General features: G+C 67.8%; 17 protein-coding genes and 1 other RNA gene. 6 read left to right on the top strand and 12 right to left on the bottom strand.

Annotated elements, in window-relative coordinates; genetic code table 11:
• The coding region (locus tag AC1RVW_RS08040) for a hydroxyacylglutathione hydrolase C-terminal domain-containing protein (protein WP_493199170.1) at positions 1-420 on the top strand (420 nt) is incomplete at its 5' end.
• Entirely contained in the window at positions 417-2,006 is a 1,590-nt protein-coding gene (locus tag AC1RVW_RS08045; protein WP_493199172.1) for a transglycosylase SLT domain-containing protein, read from the top strand. The genes AC1RVW_RS08040 and AC1RVW_RS08045, both read left to right, overlap by 4 nt.
• Positions 2,007-2,018: 12 nt before the next feature.
• On the opposite strand, the gene AC1RVW_RS08050 is transcribed toward AC1RVW_RS08045, so the two are convergent.
• From AC1RVW_RS08050 to dnaX, 8 genes are all read right to left on the bottom strand, one after another.
• A complete protein-coding gene (locus tag AC1RVW_RS08050) occupies positions 2,019-3,203 on the bottom strand; it encodes a low temperature requirement protein A (RefSeq protein WP_106934289.1) in 1,185 nt (394 codons plus the stop codon).
• A gap of 75 nt (positions 3,204-3,278) precedes the next feature.
• Positions 3,279-4,121, bottom strand: a complete 843-nt coding sequence (locus AC1RVW_RS08055; RefSeq protein ID WP_493199174.1) for an ABC transporter permease — start codon at positions 4,119-4,121, stop codon at positions 3,279-3,281.
• Positions 4,121-4,936, bottom strand: coding sequence for an ABC transporter ATP-binding protein (locus AC1RVW_RS08060; protein ID WP_081266268.1), 816 nt, complete (start codon positions 4,934-4,936; stop codon positions 4,121-4,123). Before AC1RVW_RS08060 ends, AC1RVW_RS08055 begins: the two co-directional genes overlap by 1 nt.
• Before the next feature lie 55 nt (positions 4,937-4,991).
• On the bottom strand, positions 4,992-6,029 hold the full coding sequence (locus AC1RVW_RS08065; protein WP_081266267.1) for an ABC transporter substrate-binding protein: 1,038 nt from the start codon (positions 6,027-6,029) through the stop codon (positions 4,992-4,994).
• A gap of 136 nt (positions 6,030-6,165) precedes the next feature.
• Complete coding sequence (locus AC1RVW_RS08070) at positions 6,166-6,558, bottom strand: MAPEG family protein (RefSeq protein ID WP_081266266.1); 393 nt, start codon at positions 6,556-6,558, stop codon at positions 6,166-6,168.
• A 27-nt stretch (positions 6,559-6,585) separates the two neighbouring features.
• On the bottom strand, positions 6,586-7,176 hold the full coding sequence (recR, locus tag AC1RVW_RS08075; RefSeq protein ID WP_493199178.1) for a recombination mediator RecR: 591 nt from the start codon (positions 7,174-7,176) through the stop codon (positions 6,586-6,588).
• Between the two features lie 7 nt (positions 7,177-7,183).
• Positions 7,184-7,516, bottom strand: coding sequence for a YbaB/EbfC family nucleoid-associated protein (locus AC1RVW_RS08080; protein WP_007836669.1), 333 nt, complete (start codon positions 7,514-7,516; stop codon positions 7,184-7,186).
• Between the two features lie 56 nt (positions 7,517-7,572).
• Complete coding sequence (gene dnaX, locus AC1RVW_RS08085) at positions 7,573-9,429, bottom strand: DNA polymerase III subunit gamma/tau (protein ID WP_493199180.1); 1,857 nt, start codon at positions 9,427-9,429, stop codon at positions 7,573-7,575.
• 184 nt (positions 9,430-9,613) lie between these two features.
• On the opposite strand from dnaX, the gene ffs reads away from it, so the two are divergent.
• Positions 9,614-9,710: signal recognition particle sRNA small type (gene ffs, locus AC1RVW_RS08090), an RNA gene on the top strand.
• A gap of 87 nt (positions 9,711-9,797) precedes the next feature.
• Here the strand turns inward: ffs and AC1RVW_RS08095 are convergent.
• Genes AC1RVW_RS08095 through AC1RVW_RS08105 form a run of 3 tightly spaced genes read right to left on the bottom strand, consistent with a single transcriptional unit; the run spans position 9,798 to position 16,845 of the window.
• Positions 9,798-11,036 carry a TIGR03862 family flavoprotein gene (locus AC1RVW_RS08095; protein WP_493199182.1) on the bottom strand — a complete coding sequence of 413 codons (1,239 nt, stop codon included), beginning with the start codon at positions 11,034-11,036 and terminating at the stop codon, positions 9,798-9,800.
• A complete protein-coding gene (locus tag AC1RVW_RS08100) occupies positions 11,033-14,293 on the bottom strand; it encodes a UvrD-helicase domain-containing protein (RefSeq protein ID WP_493199184.1) in 3,261 nt (1,086 codons plus the stop codon). The genes AC1RVW_RS08095 and AC1RVW_RS08100 overlap by 4 nt, the downstream gene beginning before the upstream one ends.
• Positions 14,290-16,845, bottom strand: a complete 2,556-nt coding sequence (locus tag AC1RVW_RS08105; protein ID WP_493199186.1) for a PD-(D/E)XK nuclease family protein — start codon at positions 16,843-16,845, stop codon at positions 14,290-14,292. The genes AC1RVW_RS08100 and AC1RVW_RS08105 overlap by 4 nt, the downstream gene beginning before the upstream one ends.
• 157 nt (positions 16,846-17,002) lie before the next feature.
• On the opposite strand from AC1RVW_RS08105, the gene trxA reads away from it, so the two are divergent.
• Positions 17,003-17,335 (top strand): thioredoxin TrxA, encoded by a 333-nt coding sequence (gene trxA / locus AC1RVW_RS08110; protein WP_042578306.1) that lies wholly within the window; start codon positions 17,003-17,005, stop codon positions 17,333-17,335.
• Positions 17,336-17,518: 183 nt separating this feature from the next.
• Positions 17,519-18,784 carry a transcription termination factor Rho gene (rho, locus tag AC1RVW_RS08115; RefSeq protein WP_081266259.1) on the top strand — a complete coding sequence of 422 codons (1,266 nt, stop codon included), beginning with the start codon at positions 17,519-17,521 and terminating at the stop codon, positions 18,782-18,784.
• Positions 18,785-18,842: 58 nt separating this feature from the next.
• Here the strand turns inward: rho and AC1RVW_RS08120 are convergent, their stop codons facing one another.
• Positions 18,843-19,910 (bottom strand): oxidoreductase, encoded by a 1,068-nt coding sequence (locus tag AC1RVW_RS08120; RefSeq protein ID WP_493199188.1) that lies wholly within the window; start codon positions 19,908-19,910, stop codon positions 18,843-18,845.
• Between the two features lie 176 nt (positions 19,911-20,086).
• Here AC1RVW_RS08120 and AC1RVW_RS08125 point away from each other — a divergent pair, with 176 nt between their 5' ends.
• The gene (locus AC1RVW_RS08125; protein WP_019653042.1) at positions 20,087-20,356 is read left to right on the top strand and encodes a type B 50S ribosomal protein L31; all 270 of its coding nucleotides are present in this window, start codon (positions 20,087-20,089) and stop codon (positions 20,354-20,356) included.
• Positions 20,357-20,389: the final 33 nt, after the last annotated feature.

Genomic DNA, 20,389 nt, shown 5'->3' on the forward strand with positions numbered 1-20,389 from the left:
CCCCCCCCGCCCCCGCTTCTCTTCTGTGGCGACACACTTTTCTCGGGCGGCTGCGGCCGCCTCTTCGAGGGAACGCCCACGCAGATGCTGGCCTCGCTCGACAAGCTCGCGGCGCTGCCCGGCGAAACGCGCGTGTGCTGCGCCCACGAGTACACACTTTCTAACCTGCGTTTCGCCCTTGCGGTGGAACCGGCCAACGCCGATCTGACTCACTACAACGCGCGCTGCGAAAGCCTGCGCGCACAGGGGCAGCCCACGCTGCCTTCGCAACTGGCGACCGAACGCCTGATCAACCCCTTTCTTCGCAGCCGCGAAGCCACTGTCCTTCGAGCGGTGCGTGCCCACGCCGAGCTGGCTGCAGATGCAGCCGAGGCCGACGTGTTCGCCGCACTGCGCCAATGGAAAAACGACTTCCGATGAAACTGATTGCTGCCACCTGCCTTGCAGGTTCACTGGTGCTCGCGGGCTGCGCGGGCACGAACAACAGCTCCACACCGTCTTCCTCCTCCCCCAGAGCCGGCGCCACCGCCGGCGGCAGCGCAAGCCCCGTCTACCCGCGCGACGCCCTCTCCCCGCTTGCCACCAGCCAGGCCCATTCGCAGAGCGTCGTCACGCTCGCCCCGCCCGCCGACATGTGGGACCGCATCCGCCGCGGTTTCAAGATGCCCAACCTGGACAACGACCTCGTGCGCGACCGCGAGCAGTGGTACGCCAGCCGGCCCGACTACATCCAGCGCATGACCGAGCGCTCTAACAAGTACATCTTCCACATCGTCGAGGAGCTCGAGCGCCGCAACATGCCGACCGAGCTCGCGCTGCTGCCCTACATCGAGAGCGCGTTCAACCCGCAGGCCATCTCCAGCGCGCGCGCCGCGGGCATGTGGCAGTTCATGCCGGCCACCGGCACAGACTTCGACCTGAAGCAGAACATCTTCCGCGACGACCGCCGCGACGTGGTGGCCTCCACCCGCGCCGCGCTCGACTACCTGCAGAAGCTCTACGGCATGTTCGGCGACTGGCAGCTGGCCCTGGCCGCCTACAACTGGGGCGAAGGCAGCGTGAGCCGCGCCATCGCCAAGAACCAGCGCCTGGGCCTGCCCACCACCTACAGCGACCTCACCATGCCCGCCGAGACGCGCATGTACGTGCCCAAGCTGCAGGCCGTGAAGAACATCGTGGCCAACCCGCAGGCGTTCAACACCGAGCTGCCGCTGATCGCCAACCACCCGTACTTCCAGACCGTCACGCTCACGCGCGACCTCGACGTGGAGCTGGCCGCCAAGCTGGCAGACGTTCGCCTGGAGGACTTCCGCGCGCTGAACCCGGCCGCGCACAAGCCTGTGCTCATTGCCGCCGGCACGCCGCAGATCCTGCTGCCGTGGGACAACGCGGCCGTGTTCCAGCGCAACTTCGACGCCTACGCGCAAGGCCAGTACGCCAGCTGGACCGCCTGGGTCGTGCCCAACACGATGACCGTGGCCGACGCCGCGCAACGCTCGGGCATGAGCGAAGCCGACCTGCGCGCCATCAACAACGTGCCGCCGCGCATGCTCATCAAGGCCGGCTCGACGCTGATCGTGCCGCGCGGCGCCCGCGTGAAGGAAGACGTGGCCGCCGTGGTGGCCGATGGCGGACACCTGAGCTTCCAGCCCGAGATCGTCACCCGCCGCACCACCGTGAAGGCGGGCCGCGCCGACAACGTGGCCTCCATTGCGCGGCGCTACAACCTCAAGCCCGCCGCCGTCGCCGAATGGAACGACGTGAAGCCCAACCACGCGTTCAAGCGCGGCTACAGCGTGGTGGTGTACCTGCCGATCCGCGCGACCGTCGCGGCGCGAGTGGGCACCGGCATTCCGCCCGCGCGCGGCCATGTGGCGGCATCGTCGAAGCAGGCAGCAAGGCCCACGGCGGCTCGCGGCGCCAACATCGCCAAGGTGCCCGCGAGCAGCAAGCAACAGGTGGTGCGCGAGAAGCGCGGCGGCGCGCCGGCAAAGAAGAAGCGCTGAGAAGCCCTCTCTTCAGTGCGTGGGCGTCGCGGCCCACGCCCTGCGGCGCACCACGGCTTCGAGCGCGGCCACGGCAATCATCACGAGCGTGGTGAGCGTGCCCACCACGATCACCGACAGGTGCGGCGCAAACACCGCGAGCACGGCCAGCAGGCCCAGCCCGTACAGGTGCGACTGCGGCAAGAAGCCGCGCACCACGCGCTTGAACAGCGCATTGCCGAACAGGTAGAGCGCCGGCCCGCCGATCAGCGCGCCGAGGTACTTGAGCTCGGCGTGGTGCGAGCCCTCGTTGATCGTCAGCTCGTCGGCCACCGCGCACACGATGATGCCCGCCACCAGGATCACGTGCGTGTAGTGGAACTTGGCGCCGATGCCGCCGGGGTCGGCCGAATGCTCGATGGCATGGGTCGCCTCTTTGGCGCTGGTGTCGAAGTACATCCACCACATCGCCAGGCTGCCCGAGAAGCCCACCATCAGCGCGAACAGGTCTGCGCCGTGCCATTCGGCGTGGTGCCCGAAGGCGATGCCGGTGGCCAGCACCGATTCGCCCAGCGCCACGATTACGAAGAGCTGGCAGCGCTCCGCCAGGTGGCCGCCGTCGATGGTCCAGTCGCTCGTCAGCGAACGGCCCAGGCCCGGAAAGCGCAGGCCGATCATCGGTGCGACGTACTCGCACAGCACGCCGCAGAACCAGAGCGCAAGGCGCGCCTCGCCTTGCGCGAAACCGCCCGCGATCCAGAACACGCCGGCCACGCAGTTCCATGCCAGCAGGCGGCGGAAGTTGGGCGTGAGCGGGTCGTTGGGGCCGATGGCGATCAACATGCACAGCGTGCGCCCCGCCTGGATCCCCACGAAGCACAGCGCGAACACCAGCCCCCGCTCCGCGAAGGCGCCCGGCAGCGCCGAGGCCATCACCATGGCCAGCAGCATGATCGCGAACAGCACGCCGCGGATGCGCAGCGCGCCGGGGTTGAACCAGTTGGTGGTCCAGGCCGTGTACTGCCAGCCCAGCCATACAGCGAACCACATCACCAGCGTCTGCAGCGCCCCCGGCAGCGTGAGGTGGTCGAGCAGGTAGTGGGACAGCTGGGTGACGGAAAACGCGTAGACCAGGTCGAAGAACAGTTCTTCGTTCGAGACCCTGGCGGCCTCGCTGCGCGAGCGCAAGGTCGTGGCCCGCTTGTTGTCGTGGCTCATGCTCTACCCCTGTGAAGTCGTTGCGGCGCTCCTTGTCGCTGCGGCGCGCCGCGCGGGATCATCGCACGAGGGGTGCTAGAGCTTCTCGGTTTCGCCCGTCTTGGGCTGCCACTTCATGAGGCGCCTCTCGATCAGCCCGACGATGCCGTCGAGCACCAGCGCAAAGGCCGTGAGCACCACGATGCCCGCGAACACCGTGTTGACGTCGAAGGTGCCCTCCGCCTGCAGGATGAGATAGCCCACGCCCCGCGCCGAGCCCAGGTACTCCCCCACCACCGCCCCGACGAAAGCCAGCCCGACCGAGGTGTGCAGGCTGGAAAACACCCAGCTGGTCGCGCTCGGCAGGTACACGGTACGCAGCAGCTGCCGCTGGTTGGCGCCCAGCATCTTCGCGTTGGCCAGCACCACGGGGCTCACCTCGCGCACGCCCTGGTACACGTTGAAGAACACGATGAAGAACACCAGCGTGACGGCCAGCGCCACCTTGCTCCAGATGCCCAGGCCGAACCACAGCGCGAAGATGGGCGCGAGGATCACGCGCGGCATCGAGTTGGCGGCCTTGATGTAGGGGTCGAGTATCAGGCTCGCGGTCGGCGCCAGCGCGAGCCACAGCCCGCACGCCAGGCCCAGCACCGTGCCGATGCCGAAGGCCAGCACCGTCTCCAGCAGCGTGGTGCCCAGGTGCAGGTAGATGTCGGCGTTGCCCTTGAGCCCTTCAGGAAAGAGCACATTGGCCGGCACATCGAACGGCAGGAACCAGCTCCAGATGCGCCCCGCCACCTGGATCGGCTCGCCCACGAAGAAAGCGAACTGCTGGTTGCGCGACGCCAGGTGCCACGCGACAAGAATCATTACCAGCAGCGCCAGTTGCCAGAAGCGCGCATTGCGCTCGTTGAGGCCGAAGTGAGCGCGCGACATCAGGCGGCCTTCCTCAGTTGCTGCGCATAGCCCTTGAGCACCTCGTCGCGCAGCACCTCCCAGATCTGCGTGTGCAGCTCGACGAAGCGCGGCTGCGTGCGCACCTCGGCCACGTCGCGCGGGCGCGGCAGGTCAATGGCGAATTCGCCGATGGGGCGCGTCGCCGGCCCGGCCGAAAGCACCACCACGCGGTCGCTCATCGCAATCGCTTCGTCGAGGTCGTGCGTGATGAACAGCACCGCCTTCTTCTTCGCGCTCCAGAGGTCGAGCACCTCGTTCTCCATCAGCTGGCGCGTCTGGATGTCGAGCGCGCTGAAGGGCTCGTCCATGAGGATGATGTCGGGGTCGAGCACCAGCGTCTGCGCCAGCGCCACCCGCTTGCGCATGCCGCCGGAGAGCTGGTGCGGATAGCGATCGCCGAAGCCCGACAGGCCCACGCGCGCCAACCAGGCGTCGGCCTGCCGGCGCGCGTCGGCGTCGGGCACGCCGCGGTACTGCAGCCCGACCATCACGTTGTCGATGGCGCTGCGCCAGGGCATGAGCGCCTCGGTCTGGAACATGTAGCCCGCGCGCGCGTTGACGCCCTCCAGCGTCTTGCCGAACACCTTGACCGTGCCCGACGAGGGCTGCAGCAGCCCCGCGCCCACGTTCAGCAGCGTCGACTTGCCGCAGCCCGTGGGGCCAACCACCGACACGAACTCCCCGGCCTTGATGCGCAGCGTGGTGTCGGCCACCGCCGTGTAGCGCTGGCCCGGATCGTCCTTCGAATGGAAGGTGCAGCTGATGGAGAGGAGTTCGAGTGCGTGGTCGGACATGGTCGGACGGGGCAGAAAAAACCCGGCCTGAGCCGGGTCGCGGGGACGTTCGGAATCAGGCTTTGAACCTGTCTTTCGCGCGCCTTGCAAAATCGTTGGTGTAGGTCTTGGCGAGGTCGATCTTGTCGGCCTTCACCGTGGTGTCGAAGCTGGCGATGGCGGTGAGCGCGGTCTTGGGGCCGTCGGCCGGCACGAGGCCGTCGGTCGCGATCGACTCGCGCACCTTGTCGAAGGACGCGAGGTACAGCGCGCGGTCGCCGAGCAGGTAGGTCTCCGGCACCGTCTTGATGATGTCGCCCGGCCCTGCCGTCTGCAGCCACTTGAGCCCGTGCACGATGGCGTTCGCCAGCGCCTGGCAGGTGTTGGGATTCTTCTGGATGAAATCGGCCGACGCGTACAGGCAGGCCGCCGGCATCGTGCCGCCGAACACCTGTTGCGTGCCCTTGAGCGTGCGCGTGTCGCTGATGATCTTCACATCGCCCTTCTGCTCGAGCATCGTCATCACCGGGTCGGTGTTGCTGATGGCGTCGATCTGGCCCGAGCGCAGCGCGGTGAGCGCGCCGGCCGCCACGCCCACGCCGATGTAGCTCACGTCGCTGGCCTTGAGCCCGCCGCGCGACAGCACGAGGTTGGCCACCATGTTGGTCGACGAGCCCGGTGCCGAGACGCCGATCTTCTTCCCCTTGAGATCCTGGATGCCGGTGTAGCCGGCCATGTTCCTGGTCGACACGCCCACCGCGATCTGCGGTGCGCGGCCCTGCAGCACGAAGGCCTGGAAGAACTGGTTCTTGGCCTGGAGGTTGATGGTGTGTTCGTACGCGCCGGAGCACACGTCGGCCGAGCCGCCGACCACGGCCTGCAGCGCACGCGCGCCGCCGGCGAAGTCGGAGATTTCCACGTCCAGCCCCTCGGCCTTGAAGTAGCCGAGCTGCTCGGAGATGGTCAGCGGCAGGTAGTAGAACGCCGCCTTGCCGCCCACCGCGATGGAGACCTTGGTCTTCTCCAGCTTCGCCTGTTGCGCAAAGACACGCGGCAACGCGATGGTTGCGGCGGCAATGGCGGAGGCGGAAATGAGGGCGCGGCGATGGAGCATGAAACGGTGCCTGGAGGCTCTGTGATTCGTCTGGACTGAATCGAGCTTAGGGGCCGCATCACGCGACTGCATCGGGGTCATCCCGTGCGGGTTTTCACGTAAGCATGAAGGCCTCCAGAAGGCCCTGCGCACGGGGCTATCGACCGATGAAAAGGATCGCCGCGTTAACGAGGAAACCGAGCGCCCAGACCGCGCTGCGCGCGCCGCCGATGCCCTTGATGTAGAGGCCGATATAGATCACGCGCAGCACCACGTAGGCCATGGCGAGCATGTCGAGCCGCCCCTGCGCCGCGCCAAGCTGGTGCGCGATGATGACGGCGCCGATGAAGAACGGCAGTCCTTCGAAGCTGTTGGCCTGGGCGCTGTTGGCACGCGCGCGCCAGCCGCTCTGCTTGGCGGCCCATTCGCGCGGCTGCATGTTGTCGCGCGGACCGAAGCTGCCCGCCTTGGCGATCCATGCGGCCAGGTACGGCAGGCCGCAGGCGATGAACACGCACCAGTAGGCAACCGTGAGCAGTGAAAAAGTCATGTCGTCTTGTCTCCGGCGACGGCGTGGCTACCGCCGGTCCACCAGCGCGTGCGCGATGGTGCCGAGGTCCACGTATTCGAGTTCGCTGCCGGCCGGCACGCCGCGCGCCAGACGCGTCACCGTCAGCCCACGCTGCTTGAGCGCTTCGCCGATCACGTGCGCGGTGGCCTCGCCCTCGGCGGTGAAGTTGGTGGCGAGGATGACTTCGCTCACCGTGCCGTCGAGCGCGCGGTTGAACAACTTCTGCAGCCCGATGTCGTTGGGCCCGATGCCGTCGAGCGGGCTGAGCTTGCCCATCAGCACGAAGTAGTAGCCGCGGAATGCGCCTGTGCGCTCCAGCGCGGCCTGGTCGGCGGGCGTCTCGACCACGCAGAGCTTGCTCACGTCGCGCCGCGAGTCCATGCAGACGCTGCAGATCGGCGCTTCGGTGAATGTGTTGCAGAGTTCGCAGTGCCGCACGTTGCCCGCGGCCTGCTGCAGTGCGCGCGCGAGCAGCTGCGCGCCGTCGCGGTCGTGCTGCAGCAGATGAAAAGCCATGCGCGAGGCCGACTTGGCGCCGACACCGGGCAGGCGGCGCAGCGCATCGACCAGGGCGTCGAGCGAACTGGCGTCGGCCATGTACCGCTTAGAACGGCAGCTTCATGCCGGGCGGCAGACCCGGCATGCCGGCCGTGAGCTTGCCCATCTTCTGCTCGCTGGTTTCCTCGGCCTTGCGCACGGCGGCGTTGAAGGCTGCGGCCACCAGGTCTTCCAGCATGTCCTTGTCGTCGGCCAGCAGGCTCGGGTCGATGGTGATGCGCTTGACGTCGTGCTTGCAGGTCATGACGACCTTGACGAGGCCGGCGCCCGATTCGCCTTCGACCTCGATATGGGCCAGTTCTTCCTGGGCCTTCTTGAGGTTGTCCTGCATTGCCTGCGCCTGCTTCATGAGGCCGGCCAGTTGTCCTTTGTTGAACATCGTTGGTCCTGATTGTTGGGTTGGAAAAATGGGAGAAGGATAAGAGAGACGAAAGCTCAGGCCGGTTTCAGGGTTCCTGGGACGATCTTCGCATCGAAGTCGCGCATCAGCGCCTGCACTTCGGGGTCGTTGTAGATGGCCTCCTCGGCCACGCGCTGGCGCTCGTCGGCGGCCTGCCTGTTGCGGCGGGCCGGGCTGTCGACCACGGCGCCGATCTCGATCGTGAGCTTGACCTCGTGGCCGAGGCCGTTGAGCGCGGCCGTCAGCTTTTCGCGGCTGGAGGGCTGGTTGAGCGTCTCGCGCTCGATGCGCAGCATCCACTGGTCGGTGTCGCGGCCCACCAGCTGCGACTGCAGCGCCAGTTCGCGCGTGAGGGCGTTGATGGCTTCGGATGCAACCAGTTGAGTGACCGTGGCGTGCCAGAAATCGCCGTCTTCGCTCTGGGGAATGGGCGTGTAGGGAACGCGCTGCGAGCCTTCGGCGGGAGGAACATCGCGCGCACTGGGCGGAGGCTGCACACGGATGGGCACGCCGACGACCTTGGCGGGTGTTTCGGGCGGCTCGGGGCGCTGCTCGGGCTGGCGGCGGGGTTCGTCGACCACGGCGAGGCGCTGCCCTGCCGGTGCCGTTGGCGATGTCGGGGCTGCCGCTGGCGCCATGGCAGCCGGCGTTTCGGTCGGCGGGCGCACGACCGGCGCAGGGACTGGAGCGGGCGCCGGGGCACGTGCCGGCGCCTGCGGCGCGGCAGCCGCGGCTTCATTCAGAGTTTTTTTTTCCGTGGAGGCTGTCGAAGCAGCCGCGTTGGAAGGCTTGAAGGCCAGGAGCCGCAACAGCACCATGGTCAGCGCCGCGTACTCGTCGGGCGCCAGGCCCAGCTCGCCACGGCCGTGCAGGCAGAGGCTGTAGAGCAGTTGCGTCTCGTCGGCAGGCATCAGCGCGGCGAGGCGCGCGGTGTCGGCGGCATCGGGGTCGGTGGCGGCATCGGCCGACTCGGCGCGCGAGGGCACGGCCTGCAATACGGCCATGGCCTGCAGGACGGCCGTCATTTCTTCCAGCGTGGACGCGGCCGACATGCCGTCGACGCGCAGCGCCTCGGACGTCTCGACCACCGTCTTGCCGTCGCCCTGTGCCAGGGCCTCGATAAGGCGGAACACATGGCCGCGATCGACGCTGCCGAGCATCTGCCGCACGCCGGCCTCGACAAGCTCGCCATTGCCGAATGCGATGGCCTGGTCGGTGAGCGACAGCGCGTCGCGCATCGAGCCGCGCGCCGCGCGCGCCAGCAGGCGCAGCGCCTGCGGCTCGGCCGGAACGTTTTCGGTCTGCAGCACGCTCGTGAGGTGTTCGAGCACCGTCTCGGGCGCCATCGGCCGCAGGTTGAACTGCAGGCAGCGCGACAGCACCGTGACCGGCACCTTCTGCGGATCGGTCGTGGCCAGCACGAACTTGAGGTACTCGGGCGGCTCCTCGAGCGTCTTCAGCATCGCGTTGAACGCGGTGTTGGTGAGCATGTGCACTTCGTCGATCATGAAGACCTTGAAGCGTCCCTGCACCGGCTTGTACACGGCTTGCTCGAGCAGCGACTGCACCTCGTCGACACCGCGGTTAGAGGCCGCGTCGAGCTCGGTGTAGTCGACGAAGCGGCCGGAATCGATGTCGCGGCAAGCCTGGCAGACACCGCACGGCGTGGCCGTGATGCCGCCCTGCCCGTCAGGGCCCTGGCAGTTGAGCGACTTCGCCAGGATCCGCGAGACCGTGGTCTTGCCGACCCCCCGGGTGCCGGTGAAAAGATAGGCGTGATGCAGGCGCTGCGTCGTCAACGCGTTCTCGAGCGCCTGCACCACATGCCCCTGGCCGACCATCTCACCGAAGGTTTTCGGGCGGAACTTGCGAGCGAGCACGAGATAAGACATTGCGGGCATTCTAAAAGGCGCAGCGTCGCTCCCAAGCCCGCGTCACCCCCGCAAACAAAAAAGCCCCTGTCTTTTCGCGGGACACCGAGGAACCGGCTTCGCCGGGCCTCAGGTGTCGCCCCCAGCAGGGGGGAAGGAGAAGCGACACGAAGTGCGCGCATCCTGGGGGGTTACAATACGAGCTGACGGGCCTCCCTGCATGGTGAAGTGGCCAACCGGGTCAGGTGGGGAACCAAGCAGCCCTAACTGCGTAGTCAGTGCCAGGGGTAAGGCTCGTCAACCTCTTCCGCAGCTTCGTTTCATTCCACGCGAAATGAAACGGAGCCTGCAAATTCACTCAGCGAAAACTCCGATGCGGCGCAGGGCTTCTACAGCCCCAGCCGCTGAATGGCGCCCCGCGCCGCGGCCGCACCGCTCGCCATCGACGCCGTGAGCAAATAGCCGCCGGTCGGCGCCTCCCAGTCCAGCATCTCCCCCGCAGCGAACACACCGGGCAGCGCATTCGCCATCAGCGAAGAATCCAGCGCATCGAATCGCACCCCGCCCGCCGTGCTGATTGCCTCGTCCACGGGCCGCGTCGCGACAAGCTTCAGCGGCACCGCCTTGATCGTGGCCGCCAGTTGCACGGGGTCGTGCATCGCGTCCTTGCTCAATGCCTCATGCAGCACGCCGGCCTTGATGCCTTCGATGCCGAGCCGGCTCTTGAGGTGGCTGCTCAGCGAGCGGGCGCCGCGCGGGTGCTTCACCGCCGCCAGCACCTGCTCGGCACTGCGGTCGGGCAGCAGGTCGAGCAGCAGCGTCGCGCTGCCGTTCGCTGCAATCTCGTCGCGTAGCAGCGCCGATGCCGCGTAGACCAGGCTGCCCTCGATGCCTGTGGCCGTCGCGACGAACTCGCCCTTGCGCGCGAAGTGGCGGCCCTGGCTGTCAGTGAACGAAATCGCGACCGACTTGAAAGGCTGCCCCGCGAAACGGCTCGAAAAGTGTTCGCTCCATCCCTCGCCGTCGAAGCCGCTGTTGGCGGGTAGCAGCGGGGCCACCTCCACGCCCCTAACCTGCAGCCACGGCGCCCACGCCCCGTCGGAACCCAGACGCGCCCAGCTCGCACCGCCCAGCGCCAGCACCACGGCATCGGCTTTCACGACGGCCTCCCCGGCCGGCGTCGCGAACCGCAGCGCGCCAAGGTCGATCGTGCCGTCGCCCAGCCAGCGATGCCGCATATGAAACTGCACGCCCGCAGCGCGCAGCCGATGCAGCCATGCCCGCAGCAGCGGCGCGGCCTTCATGTCGGTCGGGAACACGCGGCCCGACGTGCCGACGAAGGTCTCGATGCCCAGCCCCGCTGCCCACTCGCGCACCTGCTGCGGGCCGAACTTCCCAAGCATGGGTTCGAGCTGCGCGCGACGCTCGCCGAAGCGGCTCATGAACACATCGAAGGGTTCCGAGTGGGTGAGGTTCAAGCCGCCGCGCCCGGCCAGCAGGAACTTGCGCCCCACCGAGGGCATTGCGTCATACACATGCACCTGCGCACCGGATGCGCTCAGTACTTCGGCCGCCATGAGCCCGGCGGGTCCGCCGCCGATCACGGCAACGGCAGGAGAAACATTCATTCGAGAGTTACCAGTTCGCCCTGCCCGGTCAGGAACGCGACGCGCACCGTGGCACCGGGATAGGCATGTTGCACTGCCGCGCGGTAGCGCTGCATCTGTGCGATCAGCGCGGCGTCCCGTTCGGGGCGCGCCGCGGATTTGTAGTCGAGGATCCACCAGGCGCCGCCGTCGCGCTCGCGCACCAGACGGTCGATGCGCAAGGTCTCGCCTTCATGCACCAGCGTGACTTCGTTGCCATGCCAGTCGACCCTGCGATCGTCCCACACCCAGGCACCCGCCCCCGCGCGGATGCGTTGGGCCAGCGCGGCGGCGCCGCGTGCCTGCTGTGCATCGAGCATGAATTCTCGAGCGGCCGCACGCACATGGGCAGCGGGCAAAGGCTCGCCCGGCACGGCCCATTCGAGCAGGCGGTGCATGGCCTGGCCGAAGGCCGCTGCGCGTGCGTCGACGGTGGCGTTCGCAGCCGCCTTTTTTGTCGAAGGCTCTTCGGCCGACACGGGCGCCTCGGGCATTTTCTTCATCGAGAAACTGGCCGCGCCGCTCTCGGCCGGCGGCGCGACCAGCGGCTCGTCTGCCTCCGTGGGCTCGCACAGCGGCTCCAGCCGAGCCCACCAGCTGCCCTCGTTGGCGCGCGCCGGGCGAACCGATGACAGCACCAGCCGCTCGCGTGCCCGCGTGGTCGCGACGTAGAGGCCGTTCAGTTCCTCGCGATGGCGGGCGCGCTGCTCTTCTTCGAGCAAGGCCGCGGCGCAGGCCGGCGGCGTCTTCTCGCTCGCGAGGAACACGAAGCGCGTCGGTGCGCTGTCGCTGCCCTTCCATTCGACCAGCACGCCCATGGTCTGGGCGCGCGGCGGCGGGGCGTCGCAATCGAGCATGAGCACGGTGTCGGCCTCGAGGCCCTTGGCGCCGTGCACGGTCAGCAGCTGCACGGCGTCAGGCGCGGCGACGGACGGCGCCCGCACGCCGCCGGCACGCAGCGAACGCACCAGCGCATAGGGCGTGGTGAAGCGGGCGCCGTCGATATCGAGCGACGCGGTCAGCACGCCGCGCAGGTTGGCCAGCGCACCCTGGCGCATCGGCGCCGGCACGGCCGCGCCGAACTTCGCGAGCAGATCGCCGTCGTTGAAGATCGCATCCAGCGCGTCGTGCGGCGGCAGCGTCATCAGCCAGCGCTGCCACTTGCGCAGCTTGACGCCGGCCTCCGTCAGCTCCGCCGGCAGGTCTTCGCACTTCTGGATCAGCGAGAACCAGTTGAGCGACGGGCGCTCCCGCTGGCGCAACGCCAGTTGCACCAACGCGTCGTCGCCGATGCCGAAAGCAGGCGATTTCAGCGCTCGCGCCAGGGAAAGGTCGTGCGCGGGCGACACCAGCGCGTCGATCAGCGCGACCACGTCCTGCACCTCGGGTGCGTCGTGCAGTTCGTTCTTCTCTGGCTGCTGCACGGGAATGTGCCGCTGGCGCAGCGCGTCCTGCATGGCGGACAAGCGGCTGCGACGGCGCGCCAGCACCATGATCTGACGCGGCGGCGTGCCGTCGGCAATGCGCTGCGCGACCCACTGCGCGGCCTGCTCGCATTCTTTCTGCAGCAACTGCTCCTCGGGCAGCACGCGCGGCGTGACGAGGCTGTCGCGCCAGTGCAGCATGCCGTCGTCGGCGGGTTCGGCCTCGGCGGCGCCGAGCGCATCGCGGTCGATGGCCGGCAGCTTGAGCAGTTCGCCCGCGTCGTTGCGCTCGGTGGTGTGGGCGCGGTAGCCGTCGAACTCGCCGGCTTCCTGCGCGGCCAGCATCGCCGAGTTGACCAGCCCGACCACGGCGCGCGCGTTGCGGTGCGTGTGGTCGCAGTTCAGCAGCTCGCCGTCCAGGCCCTCGCGCACGAACTTCTTGGCGGCGATGAACACCTGCGGCTCGGCGCGGCGGAAACGGTAGATGCTCTGCTTCGGGTCGCCCACGATGAACACGCGCGGCGCCCGGCCCTGCGCGCCGGTATAGGCGCTGAGCCAGCCGTAGAGCGCCTGCCACTGCAGCGGGTTGGTGTCCTGGAACTCGTCGATCAGCAGGTGCGCGATGCGCGCGTCGAGCCGCTCCTGCACCCAGCCAGACAAGGCCGATTGGCCAAGCAACAGCTGGGCGGCCTGTTCGACGTCGTTCATGTCGACCCAGCCGTGGGCGCGCTTCACGTCGGCAAAGGCCGCGATGAGGATGCGCGTGAGCCGCGTCATGCGCTGCTGGTAGAGCCACGCGGCATGCTGGGCCTGCGCGCCGCACAACACCTGCAATTCGGCCTCGGCCTCCTGGGCGGCCGGGAATTTCTGCAGGTTCTTGTTGAGCCGGTCTTCGGTGGCCACGAAGAAGTTCTTGCGCAGGTGCGCCAGCGCGGCCTGCAGCGCGCCCGCTTCGGGTTCGCCCGTGCCGAAGACGTCGATGATGGCCTCGGCGGCCTTCTGCGGCGTCTTGTTGGATTCCTTGCCCAGTGCGGCTGCGCGACCCAGCCAGCGCTGGCGCACTTCGCTGCCGCGCAAGGCGTCGGTCGGCTCCTCCAGCCCGCCGAGCGATGGATAGAACGCGCTGAAGTGCTGCACCGCGTTCTCCGCATCGGCCAGAGAGAACTCGACGCGCTTGGACAGCGCCTCGCTCAGCGCCTTGGCGGTCTGCGAGCGGCCGTGGGTGGCGACGACTGCGTAGTAGTCGGCCAGCGCATTCCGGTCGGCGGTGACCGCTTCGAAGAACGGGCGCCAGGTGTGGCTGCGCGCTTCGGCATCGTCCTCGAGCAGTTCGTAGTTCGAAGGCAGGCCCAGTTCGCGCAGCACCGCCAACGGCGCGTTGCGCAGCAGGCCCGCAAACCAGGCGTGGAAGGTGCGGAACTGCACCGGCCGGCCACCTTCGAGCAGGCGCCGGTAGAGGCCCTTCAGGCGCGGAACCGCAGCCAGTGCGGCGGCGGGCTCGACGCCGCGCATCACGAGCTGGGCGACCAGTTCGTCGGGCGAGCGCTCGGCAAAATCCTCGAGCCACTGGTCGAGCCGCTCGCGCATTTCGCCGGCGGCTTTTTTGGTGAAGGTGATGGCTAGGATCTCGTGCGGCTCGCAGGCGGAATCGCCTTCTTCGAGCAGCGCGCGCAGGATGCGCGACACCAGCATCCATGTCTTGCCTGCGCCCGCGCAGGCCTCGACCGCTACCGAACGGCGCGGATCGCAAGCGACGACGTAGAAGGCTTCGCGCGTGACATGCTGGCCGTTGTGTTCGTAGGCTGCGCCGTTCATTGCGCCACCTCCCAGAAGTCCTTGCGGCAGAGGCCGCGCGCCGCGCAGTAGTCGCAGACGGCGCCCTCTCCCAATGGCGGCAGCGGCGCCCCCTGGGCGATGCGCGTGAAGTCGTGGATGATGCCGGCGACCAGTGCGTCACGCGCCTCCACCACGGCCGGCTGCTCGACGGTCTGCGTCCCCGAGGACTTCTCCCCCACGTTCACGTAGGCCGCGCGCAGGGTGTCGTCGGCCACCAGCGCCGCGTAGAAGGCCAGCTGGGTGTCTTCGGTCGGGTCTTTCACGCGCTCCTTGCTGACGAAGGCGGACTCGGTCTTGTAGTCGATCACGAAGGGCTGGCCGTCGGGCATGCGGTCGATGCGGTCGAGCCGGCCGATCAGGCGCAGGTCGCCCAGCGGCTGCTCCTTCCAGGGCTCGGACTCGACGAACACCGCGCCGCTGGCTTCGTGGCCCGTCAGCCAATGGAGGTAGCCGTCGCGCACCGCGGGCCAAGCCGCCGCGAACGGCAGGAACTCGGCATCGGACAAGCCGAGCTCCCGCGTGGCCCGGCGCGCGGCTTCCTCGATGAACGCGGCGCGCTCCTGCGCGTCCTGCGTCGGGGCTTCGGTCAGCGCCTGGTGGAAGTGGCCGAGCACGGCGTGCAGCCAGTTGCCGAAGTCGCGCTTGTCGACCTCGGCATCGAGCTCGTCGGCGCTGCGCAGGCCGAGCTGCCGCAGCGCGAAGAAGCGATAGGGGCAGCGGCGCAGGTCTTCGTACACGCTGGTCGAGATGTTCTGCAGCGGCAGCAGCGCGCCTGAAGGCTTGGGGTATTCGGTCGGCTGCACGGCCACCTCGCGCGGGGAGCGCGGGTCGGTGGCGGGCCGCAAGGCGTGGTCGAGCTGCAAGGCCTGCACCAGCGGGCTCGGGCGCACGGGCTCGCCGTTGGCGTCGGACTGGCGCCAGAGCAGCTCGCACGACGGGTTGTGCAGCGCCATCGCCCAGGCCGCGCGCTGCGCGGCCTCGAGTGTTTCACGCGAAGGCAGGCCGAGATCGGCGCGCTGCGCGGCGCTCCAGTTGCCGGGTGGCTCCGGCGATGCAGGCAGGCGCCGGTCGTCGCAGCCCGGGATGACGACCGCGCCGAAGGCACGGCCCAGCAGCTGGTAGAGCGGCAGCACGACGACCTTCGGCGCCTGGTCGCCGGCGGGCGGCACGAAGCTCGCGTCTTCGAGCACGTCGCGGACCCAGGCGGTGAACTCGGCGAGCGTATGGCGGCCACCCGGGAATTCTTCGTCGTCGCCGTGGGCGCCGGCGTCGAGCCACAGTGCGGCAATGACCTTGCCGCCGGCCATGTCCTCGCTGAGCGGCTCCCACTGGTCGCCCGCCTCCAGCAGCTCGCGCAGCGCGCGCAGCCATTCGGCCAGGGGCCTGGATCGCATCATCGGTGCGCGGCGTTCCTCGATGGCTTCGGTGAAGCTCAGCAGCGTGGCGTCGTGCGGCTTCTCGCTGCGCGCCACCAGCGCGCACCACGCGGACCAGTCGCGCACGCCTTCGCGGCGCAGGCGGGCCTCGAGCGACTGGACGACCAGCGCATCACCGTCGGCGCCGCTCTTGAGCCATTCGAGCACCTGGTCGCTGCTGGCGTCATGGGCGCAGGCGCGCAGCGAACTCATCAGCGTGGCGGCGGCGCGCGTGGTCGAAAGTTTCCATCCGGTCTCGTCGTGGGTGATGACGCCCTGCGCCTTGAGCTGTGCGCTGATGCGGCGTGTGAGCGCGCGGTCGGTCGCCACCAGCGCGACCGGCGCACGGTCTTCGGCCAGGTGGCGCAGCACGCAGGCGGCCGCGAGTTCGGCTTCGTCCTCGGGGTCAAGTGCCACGTGCGAGGCCGCGGCTTCAGGCCGCGTATCGGCAGGTACCAGCGACAGGCGCAGCGCCCGGTCACCCCACAGGGCGCACAGGGCTTGCGTGAGCGGATCGGTCTGGAAGCCCTCGAGCACGAGGAGTGCATCGACCTGCGCGCGAGTGCTGTCGCGCTGGAGCACGTCCGTGGCATAGCCGGAGGTGGCGACCCACGCCACGGCAATGCGGATCAGCGCGCTCTCGGTACGGAACCACTCGGACTCGCTGCCCGCCTCCGCGACCAGCGCCGCGCGCGCGGCCCATTCGCCCACGCGCTCGTCCGGCGACACGGCGGCCGCGAGCGGCACCAGTTGGTAGGCCAGTTCGACCAGGCGGCCGGCCAGTGCGAAGCGCTCGGCGCTGAAACCGGCCTGCGACAGCAGGGCCTGCGCGGTGACGAGGTCGCGCGCCATGTCGTGCGCGATGTCGTAGCCGGAAGGCACGAAGCCGCCGGCGCTGCGGGCCCAGTTGTGCGTGGTCTCGAAGCGCGGCACGAAGCCGGGGCTGCCGCAACGGGCCCACATGGCGCGCGCCACGCCCATCAGCTGTGCATAGGGCACCAGCACCACCGTGCGGGCCGCGTGCACCTGGCGCTCGGCGAGCGCGCGGACGATCCGCGCGACGATGCCGCCGGCGGGGTCGCACCACAGGGCCTGGACGGGGTGGCCTTCGTTCATGTTCTATCGAGGGGTTGAGAGCGTGGGAAGCGTGGCGAGCAAGGGCTTTGGCTATCGCCGCCATAGCGGCCGCGCATGGCACGCCACCCCTTGGTTTCTGTCACAATGACCTGAACTTTAGCTGCACCGAAACTCTCTGCGCACAAGGATCCATCACATGGCCAGCGAACTCATCAAACACATCTCCGATTCCTCCTTCGAGGCCGACGTGCTCAAGTCCAGTCAGCCCGTTCTGGTCGACTACTGGGCCGAATGGTGCGGCCCCTGCAAGATGATCGCCCCGATCCTCGACGAAGTCTCGGCCACCTATGAAGGCAAGCTGCAGATCGCCAAGCTGAACGTGGACGAGAACCGCGACATCCCCGCCAAGTTCGGCATCCGCGGCATCCCCACGCTGATGCTGTTCAAGGACGGCCAGCTGGCCGCCACCAAGGTCGGCGCCATGAGCAAGGCGCAACTCACGGCCTTCATCGACCAGCAACTCGCCTGAGCGACATTTCACCCGGCCAGCGCGCAATGCGTTGGCCGGCGCGTTTTTCCTGTCATAATCTCCAACAGATCACCGGCCCTTACCTAGGCAACCGGTTCGAGTTCCCCGGTTGGTGAAGCAACTCTCGCTTCACACCCAACCTCCCCCCGTTTTCCGTTCGATTACCCCGCGAGGGGTCATTCCATGCACTTAAACGAACTCAAGGCACTCCACGTGTCTGAAGTCCTCAAGCAAGCCGAAGCGCTTGAGATCGAAAACGTCGGCCGCATGCGCAAGCAGGAGCTGATGTTCGCGATCATCAAGAAGCGCGCCAAGGCCGGCGAGCAGGTCTTCGCCGACGGCGTGCTCGAAATCCTGCCGGACGGCTTCGGCTTCCTGCGCAGCCCCGACACCAGCTTCACGGCCAGCACGGACGACATCTACATCTCGCCCAGCCAGGTGCGCCGCTTCAACCTGCACACCGGCGACATGATCGAAGGCGAAGTGCGCACGCCCAAGGACGGCGAGCGCTATTTCGCGCTGACCAAGCTCGACAAGGTCAACGACGGTCCGCCCGAGCAGAACAAGCACAAGGTGATGTTCGAAAACCTGACGCCGCTGTTCCCCAAGGAACAGATGAAGCTCGAGCGCGACGGTATCAAGGGCGAAGAGAACATCACCGGCCGCATCATCGACATCATCGCCCCCATCGGCAAAGGCCAGCGCGCCCTGCTCGTGGCACCGCCCAAGAGCGGCAAGACGGTGATGATGCAGCACATCGCCCACGCCATCAGCGCCAACTACCCCGACGTCCACATGATGGTGCTGCTCGTCGACGAGCGCCCTGAAGAAGTGACCGAAATGCAGCGCACCGTGAAGGGCGAGGTCATTGCCTCGACCTTCGACGAACCCGCCGCGCGCCACGTGCACGTCGCCGAAATGGTGATCGAGCGCGCAAAGCGCCTGGTCGAGCTCAAGAAGGACGTTGTGATCCTGCTCGACTCGATCACCCGCCTCGCCCGCGCCTACAACAACGTCGTGCCCTCGTCGGGCAAGGTGCTGACCGGCGGTGTCGACTCCAACGCCCTGCAGCGCCCCAAGCGCTTCCTGGGCGCCGCGCGCAACGTGGAAGAAGGCGGCTCGCTGACCATCATCGGCACCGCGCTGATCGACACCGGCAGCCGCATGGACGAAGTGATCTTCGAAGAGTTCAAGGGCACCGGCAACTCCGAAATCCACCTCGACCGCCGCCTGTACGAAAAGCGCGTGTTCCCCTCGATCCAGCTCAACCGCAGCGGCACCCGCCGCGAAGAACTGCTGCTGGCACCCGAGATCCTCCAGAAGACCCGCATCCTGCGCCAGCTCATGTACAACATGGACGAGATCGAGTCGATGGAGCTGATGCTCAAGAACATGAAGGCGACGAAGACCAATGTCGAGTTCTTCGACATGATGCGTCGCGGCGGCTGAGCACCTTTTCGCTCTGTCCGCAAAAGCGCGTCGACCCATTCGGGCCAACGCGCTTTTTTCATGGGCGAGCCACAGGGAGCGCGCGGCCTTCGAGAGCACTCTGGCGGCCGAGGTCGAGCAGTTCCATCAGCGCCACGGCCTGCTCGGGCGGCACGGGATTCGGCCCCTTGCCCAGGATGGCGTCGCGCACCGCGGCGTAGTAGTCGACGTAGTTGCCCGCGCGCGTGGGAACACTGCGTTTGCTGGCCGTGCCGTCGCTGCCGACCAGGGTGAGTTCGCCGTCGAGTGGATCGGCACCCCACCCTTGGGCCGGCGGCCTTCGCCCCGCGCGCAACGCATCTTCCTGCCTATCCACGCCATGCTTGACGTAGCTGCCGCGGGTGCCATGCACGATGTAGCGCGGCGCCGCATCGGCTGCCAGAGTTGTCGAATGCAGCACCACACGAAGCGGCGCATGCGGTCCGCTCTCGTAGCGCAGCACGGCGTGGAAGTAATCTTCGACCACGGCGCCGTCACGCAAGACGGCCGTGTCGAGCTGGATCGTGTCGGGTAGCCCGAACAGTTGCACCGACTGGTCGACCAGGTGCGCGCCCAGGTCCACCCAAAGGCCGGACCCCGGCACAGCCTGCTCTCGCCACCGCACCTTCACCTCGGGCCGGAACCGGTCGAAATGCGACTCCAGGTACACGGGGCGGCCCAGTGCGCCGCTTGCCAGGACGTCCTTGAGCGTCAGGAAATCGGCGTCGAAGCGTCGGTTCTGGTAGACCGCCAGCACGCGCTTGTTGCGCTGAGCCAACGCCTCCAGCGCCATGGCCTCGGCCACGTCGAGGGTGAAAGGCTTGTCGACCACCACATGCTTGCCAGCCTCCAGCGCTGCCTTGGCGACCGGAAAATGCTGCGCATTGGGTGTCGCAACCACGACAAGATCGATGTCCGATCGGGCCGCCAGCGCCGCCACATCGGAAACCACCGGCACGCCGGGCCAGTCCTTGCGGACCTTCTCGGGCTGCGAACTAGCCACCGCGGCCAGTTCGAGCCCTGGCACCGCGGAAAGCACGGGCGCATGGAAAGTCTGGCCGGCAAAGCCATAGCCGACCAGGCCGGCGCGCAAGGTTGTAACAGTCATGGGAGGCTGCTCGCAAAAGCGGCAGTATGCGATAATCGTGGGCTCCGCGAAAAGTGCGGCCGGGCAGCGTCGCCCGGCTTCCCAGGCCTGCCCTGGGGCAGCGTGCCAAATGAATGGTGCACTGGTGGCTCTCGCATCGACCGCGCATTGATTCCAACAGCGCAAAAGGAAATACCATGGCAAAAGAAGGCATTCACCCGAATTACCGCGAAGTCCTGTTCGTCGACATGTCGAACGGCTTCAAGTTCGTGACCCGTTCGTGCGCGAACACCAAGGAAATGGGCAAGACCGACGACGGCCGCGAGCTCCCCCTGTTCAAGCTGGACACCACGAGCGAATCGCACCCCTTCTACACCGGCACCCAGAAGTCGGTCGACAACATGGGCGGTCGCGTCGAGAAGTTCCGCAACCGCTTCGGCAAGACCACCGGCGCCGCTTCGAAGTAAAGCACGCGCTTTGGCGTCGAGGGCAGCCCGGTT

It is taken from the genome of Variovorax sp. MPBD4-3 (genome assembly GCF_058809745.1).

Bases quoted from the DNA above. Each gene is read 5' to 3' on its own strand.
- AC1RVW_RS08045 (WP_493199172.1), top strand. From the start codon at position 417: ATGAAACTGATTGCTGCCACCTGCCTTGCAGGTTCACTGGTGCTCGCG.
- AC1RVW_RS08050 (WP_106934289.1), bottom strand. From the start codon at position 3,203: ATGAGCCACGACAACAAGCGGGCCACGACCTTGCGCTCGCGCAGCGAG.
- AC1RVW_RS08055 (WP_493199174.1), bottom strand. From the start codon at position 4,121: ATGTCGCGCGCTCACTTCGGCCTCAACGAGCGCAATGCGCGCTTCTGG.
- AC1RVW_RS08060 (WP_081266268.1), bottom strand. From the start codon at position 4,936: ATGTCCGACCACGCACTCGAACTCCTCTCCATCAGCTGCACCTTCCAT.
- AC1RVW_RS08065 (WP_081266267.1), bottom strand. From the start codon at position 6,029: ATGCTCCATCGCCGCGCCCTCATTTCCGCCTCCGCCATTGCCGCCGCA.
- AC1RVW_RS08070 (WP_081266266.1), bottom strand. From the start codon at position 6,558: ATGACTTTTTCACTGCTCACGGTTGCCTACTGGTGCGTGTTCATCGCC.
- recR (WP_493199178.1), bottom strand. From the start codon at position 7,176: ATGGCCGACGCCAGTTCGCTCGACGCCCTGGTCGATGCGCTGCGCCGC.
- AC1RVW_RS08080 (WP_007836669.1), bottom strand. From the start codon at position 7,516: ATGTTCAACAAAGGACAACTGGCCGGCCTCATGAAGCAGGCGCAGGCA.
- dnaX (WP_493199180.1), bottom strand. From the start codon at position 9,429: ATGTCTTATCTCGTGCTCGCTCGCAAGTTCCGCCCGAAAACCTTCGGT.
- AC1RVW_RS08095 (WP_493199182.1), bottom strand. From the start codon at position 11,036: ATGAATGTTTCTCCTGCCGTTGCCGTGATCGGCGGCGGACCCGCCGGG.
- AC1RVW_RS08100 (WP_493199184.1), bottom strand. From the start codon at position 14,293: ATGAACGGCGCAGCCTACGAACACAACGGCCAGCATGTCACGCGCGAA.
- AC1RVW_RS08105 (WP_493199186.1), bottom strand. From the start codon at position 16,845: ATGAACGAAGGCCACCCCGTCCAGGCCCTGTGGTGCGACCCCGCCGGC.
- trxA (WP_042578306.1), top strand. From the start codon at position 17,003: ATGGCCAGCGAACTCATCAAACACATCTCCGATTCCTCCTTCGAGGCC.
- rho (WP_081266259.1), top strand. From the start codon at position 17,519: ATGCACTTAAACGAACTCAAGGCACTCCACGTGTCTGAAGTCCTCAAG.
- AC1RVW_RS08120 (WP_493199188.1), bottom strand. From the start codon at position 19,910: ATGACTGTTACAACCTTGCGCGCCGGCCTGGTCGGCTATGGCTTTGCC.
- AC1RVW_RS08125 (WP_019653042.1), top strand. From the start codon at position 20,087: ATGGCAAAAGAAGGCATTCACCCGAATTACCGCGAAGTCCTGTTCGTC.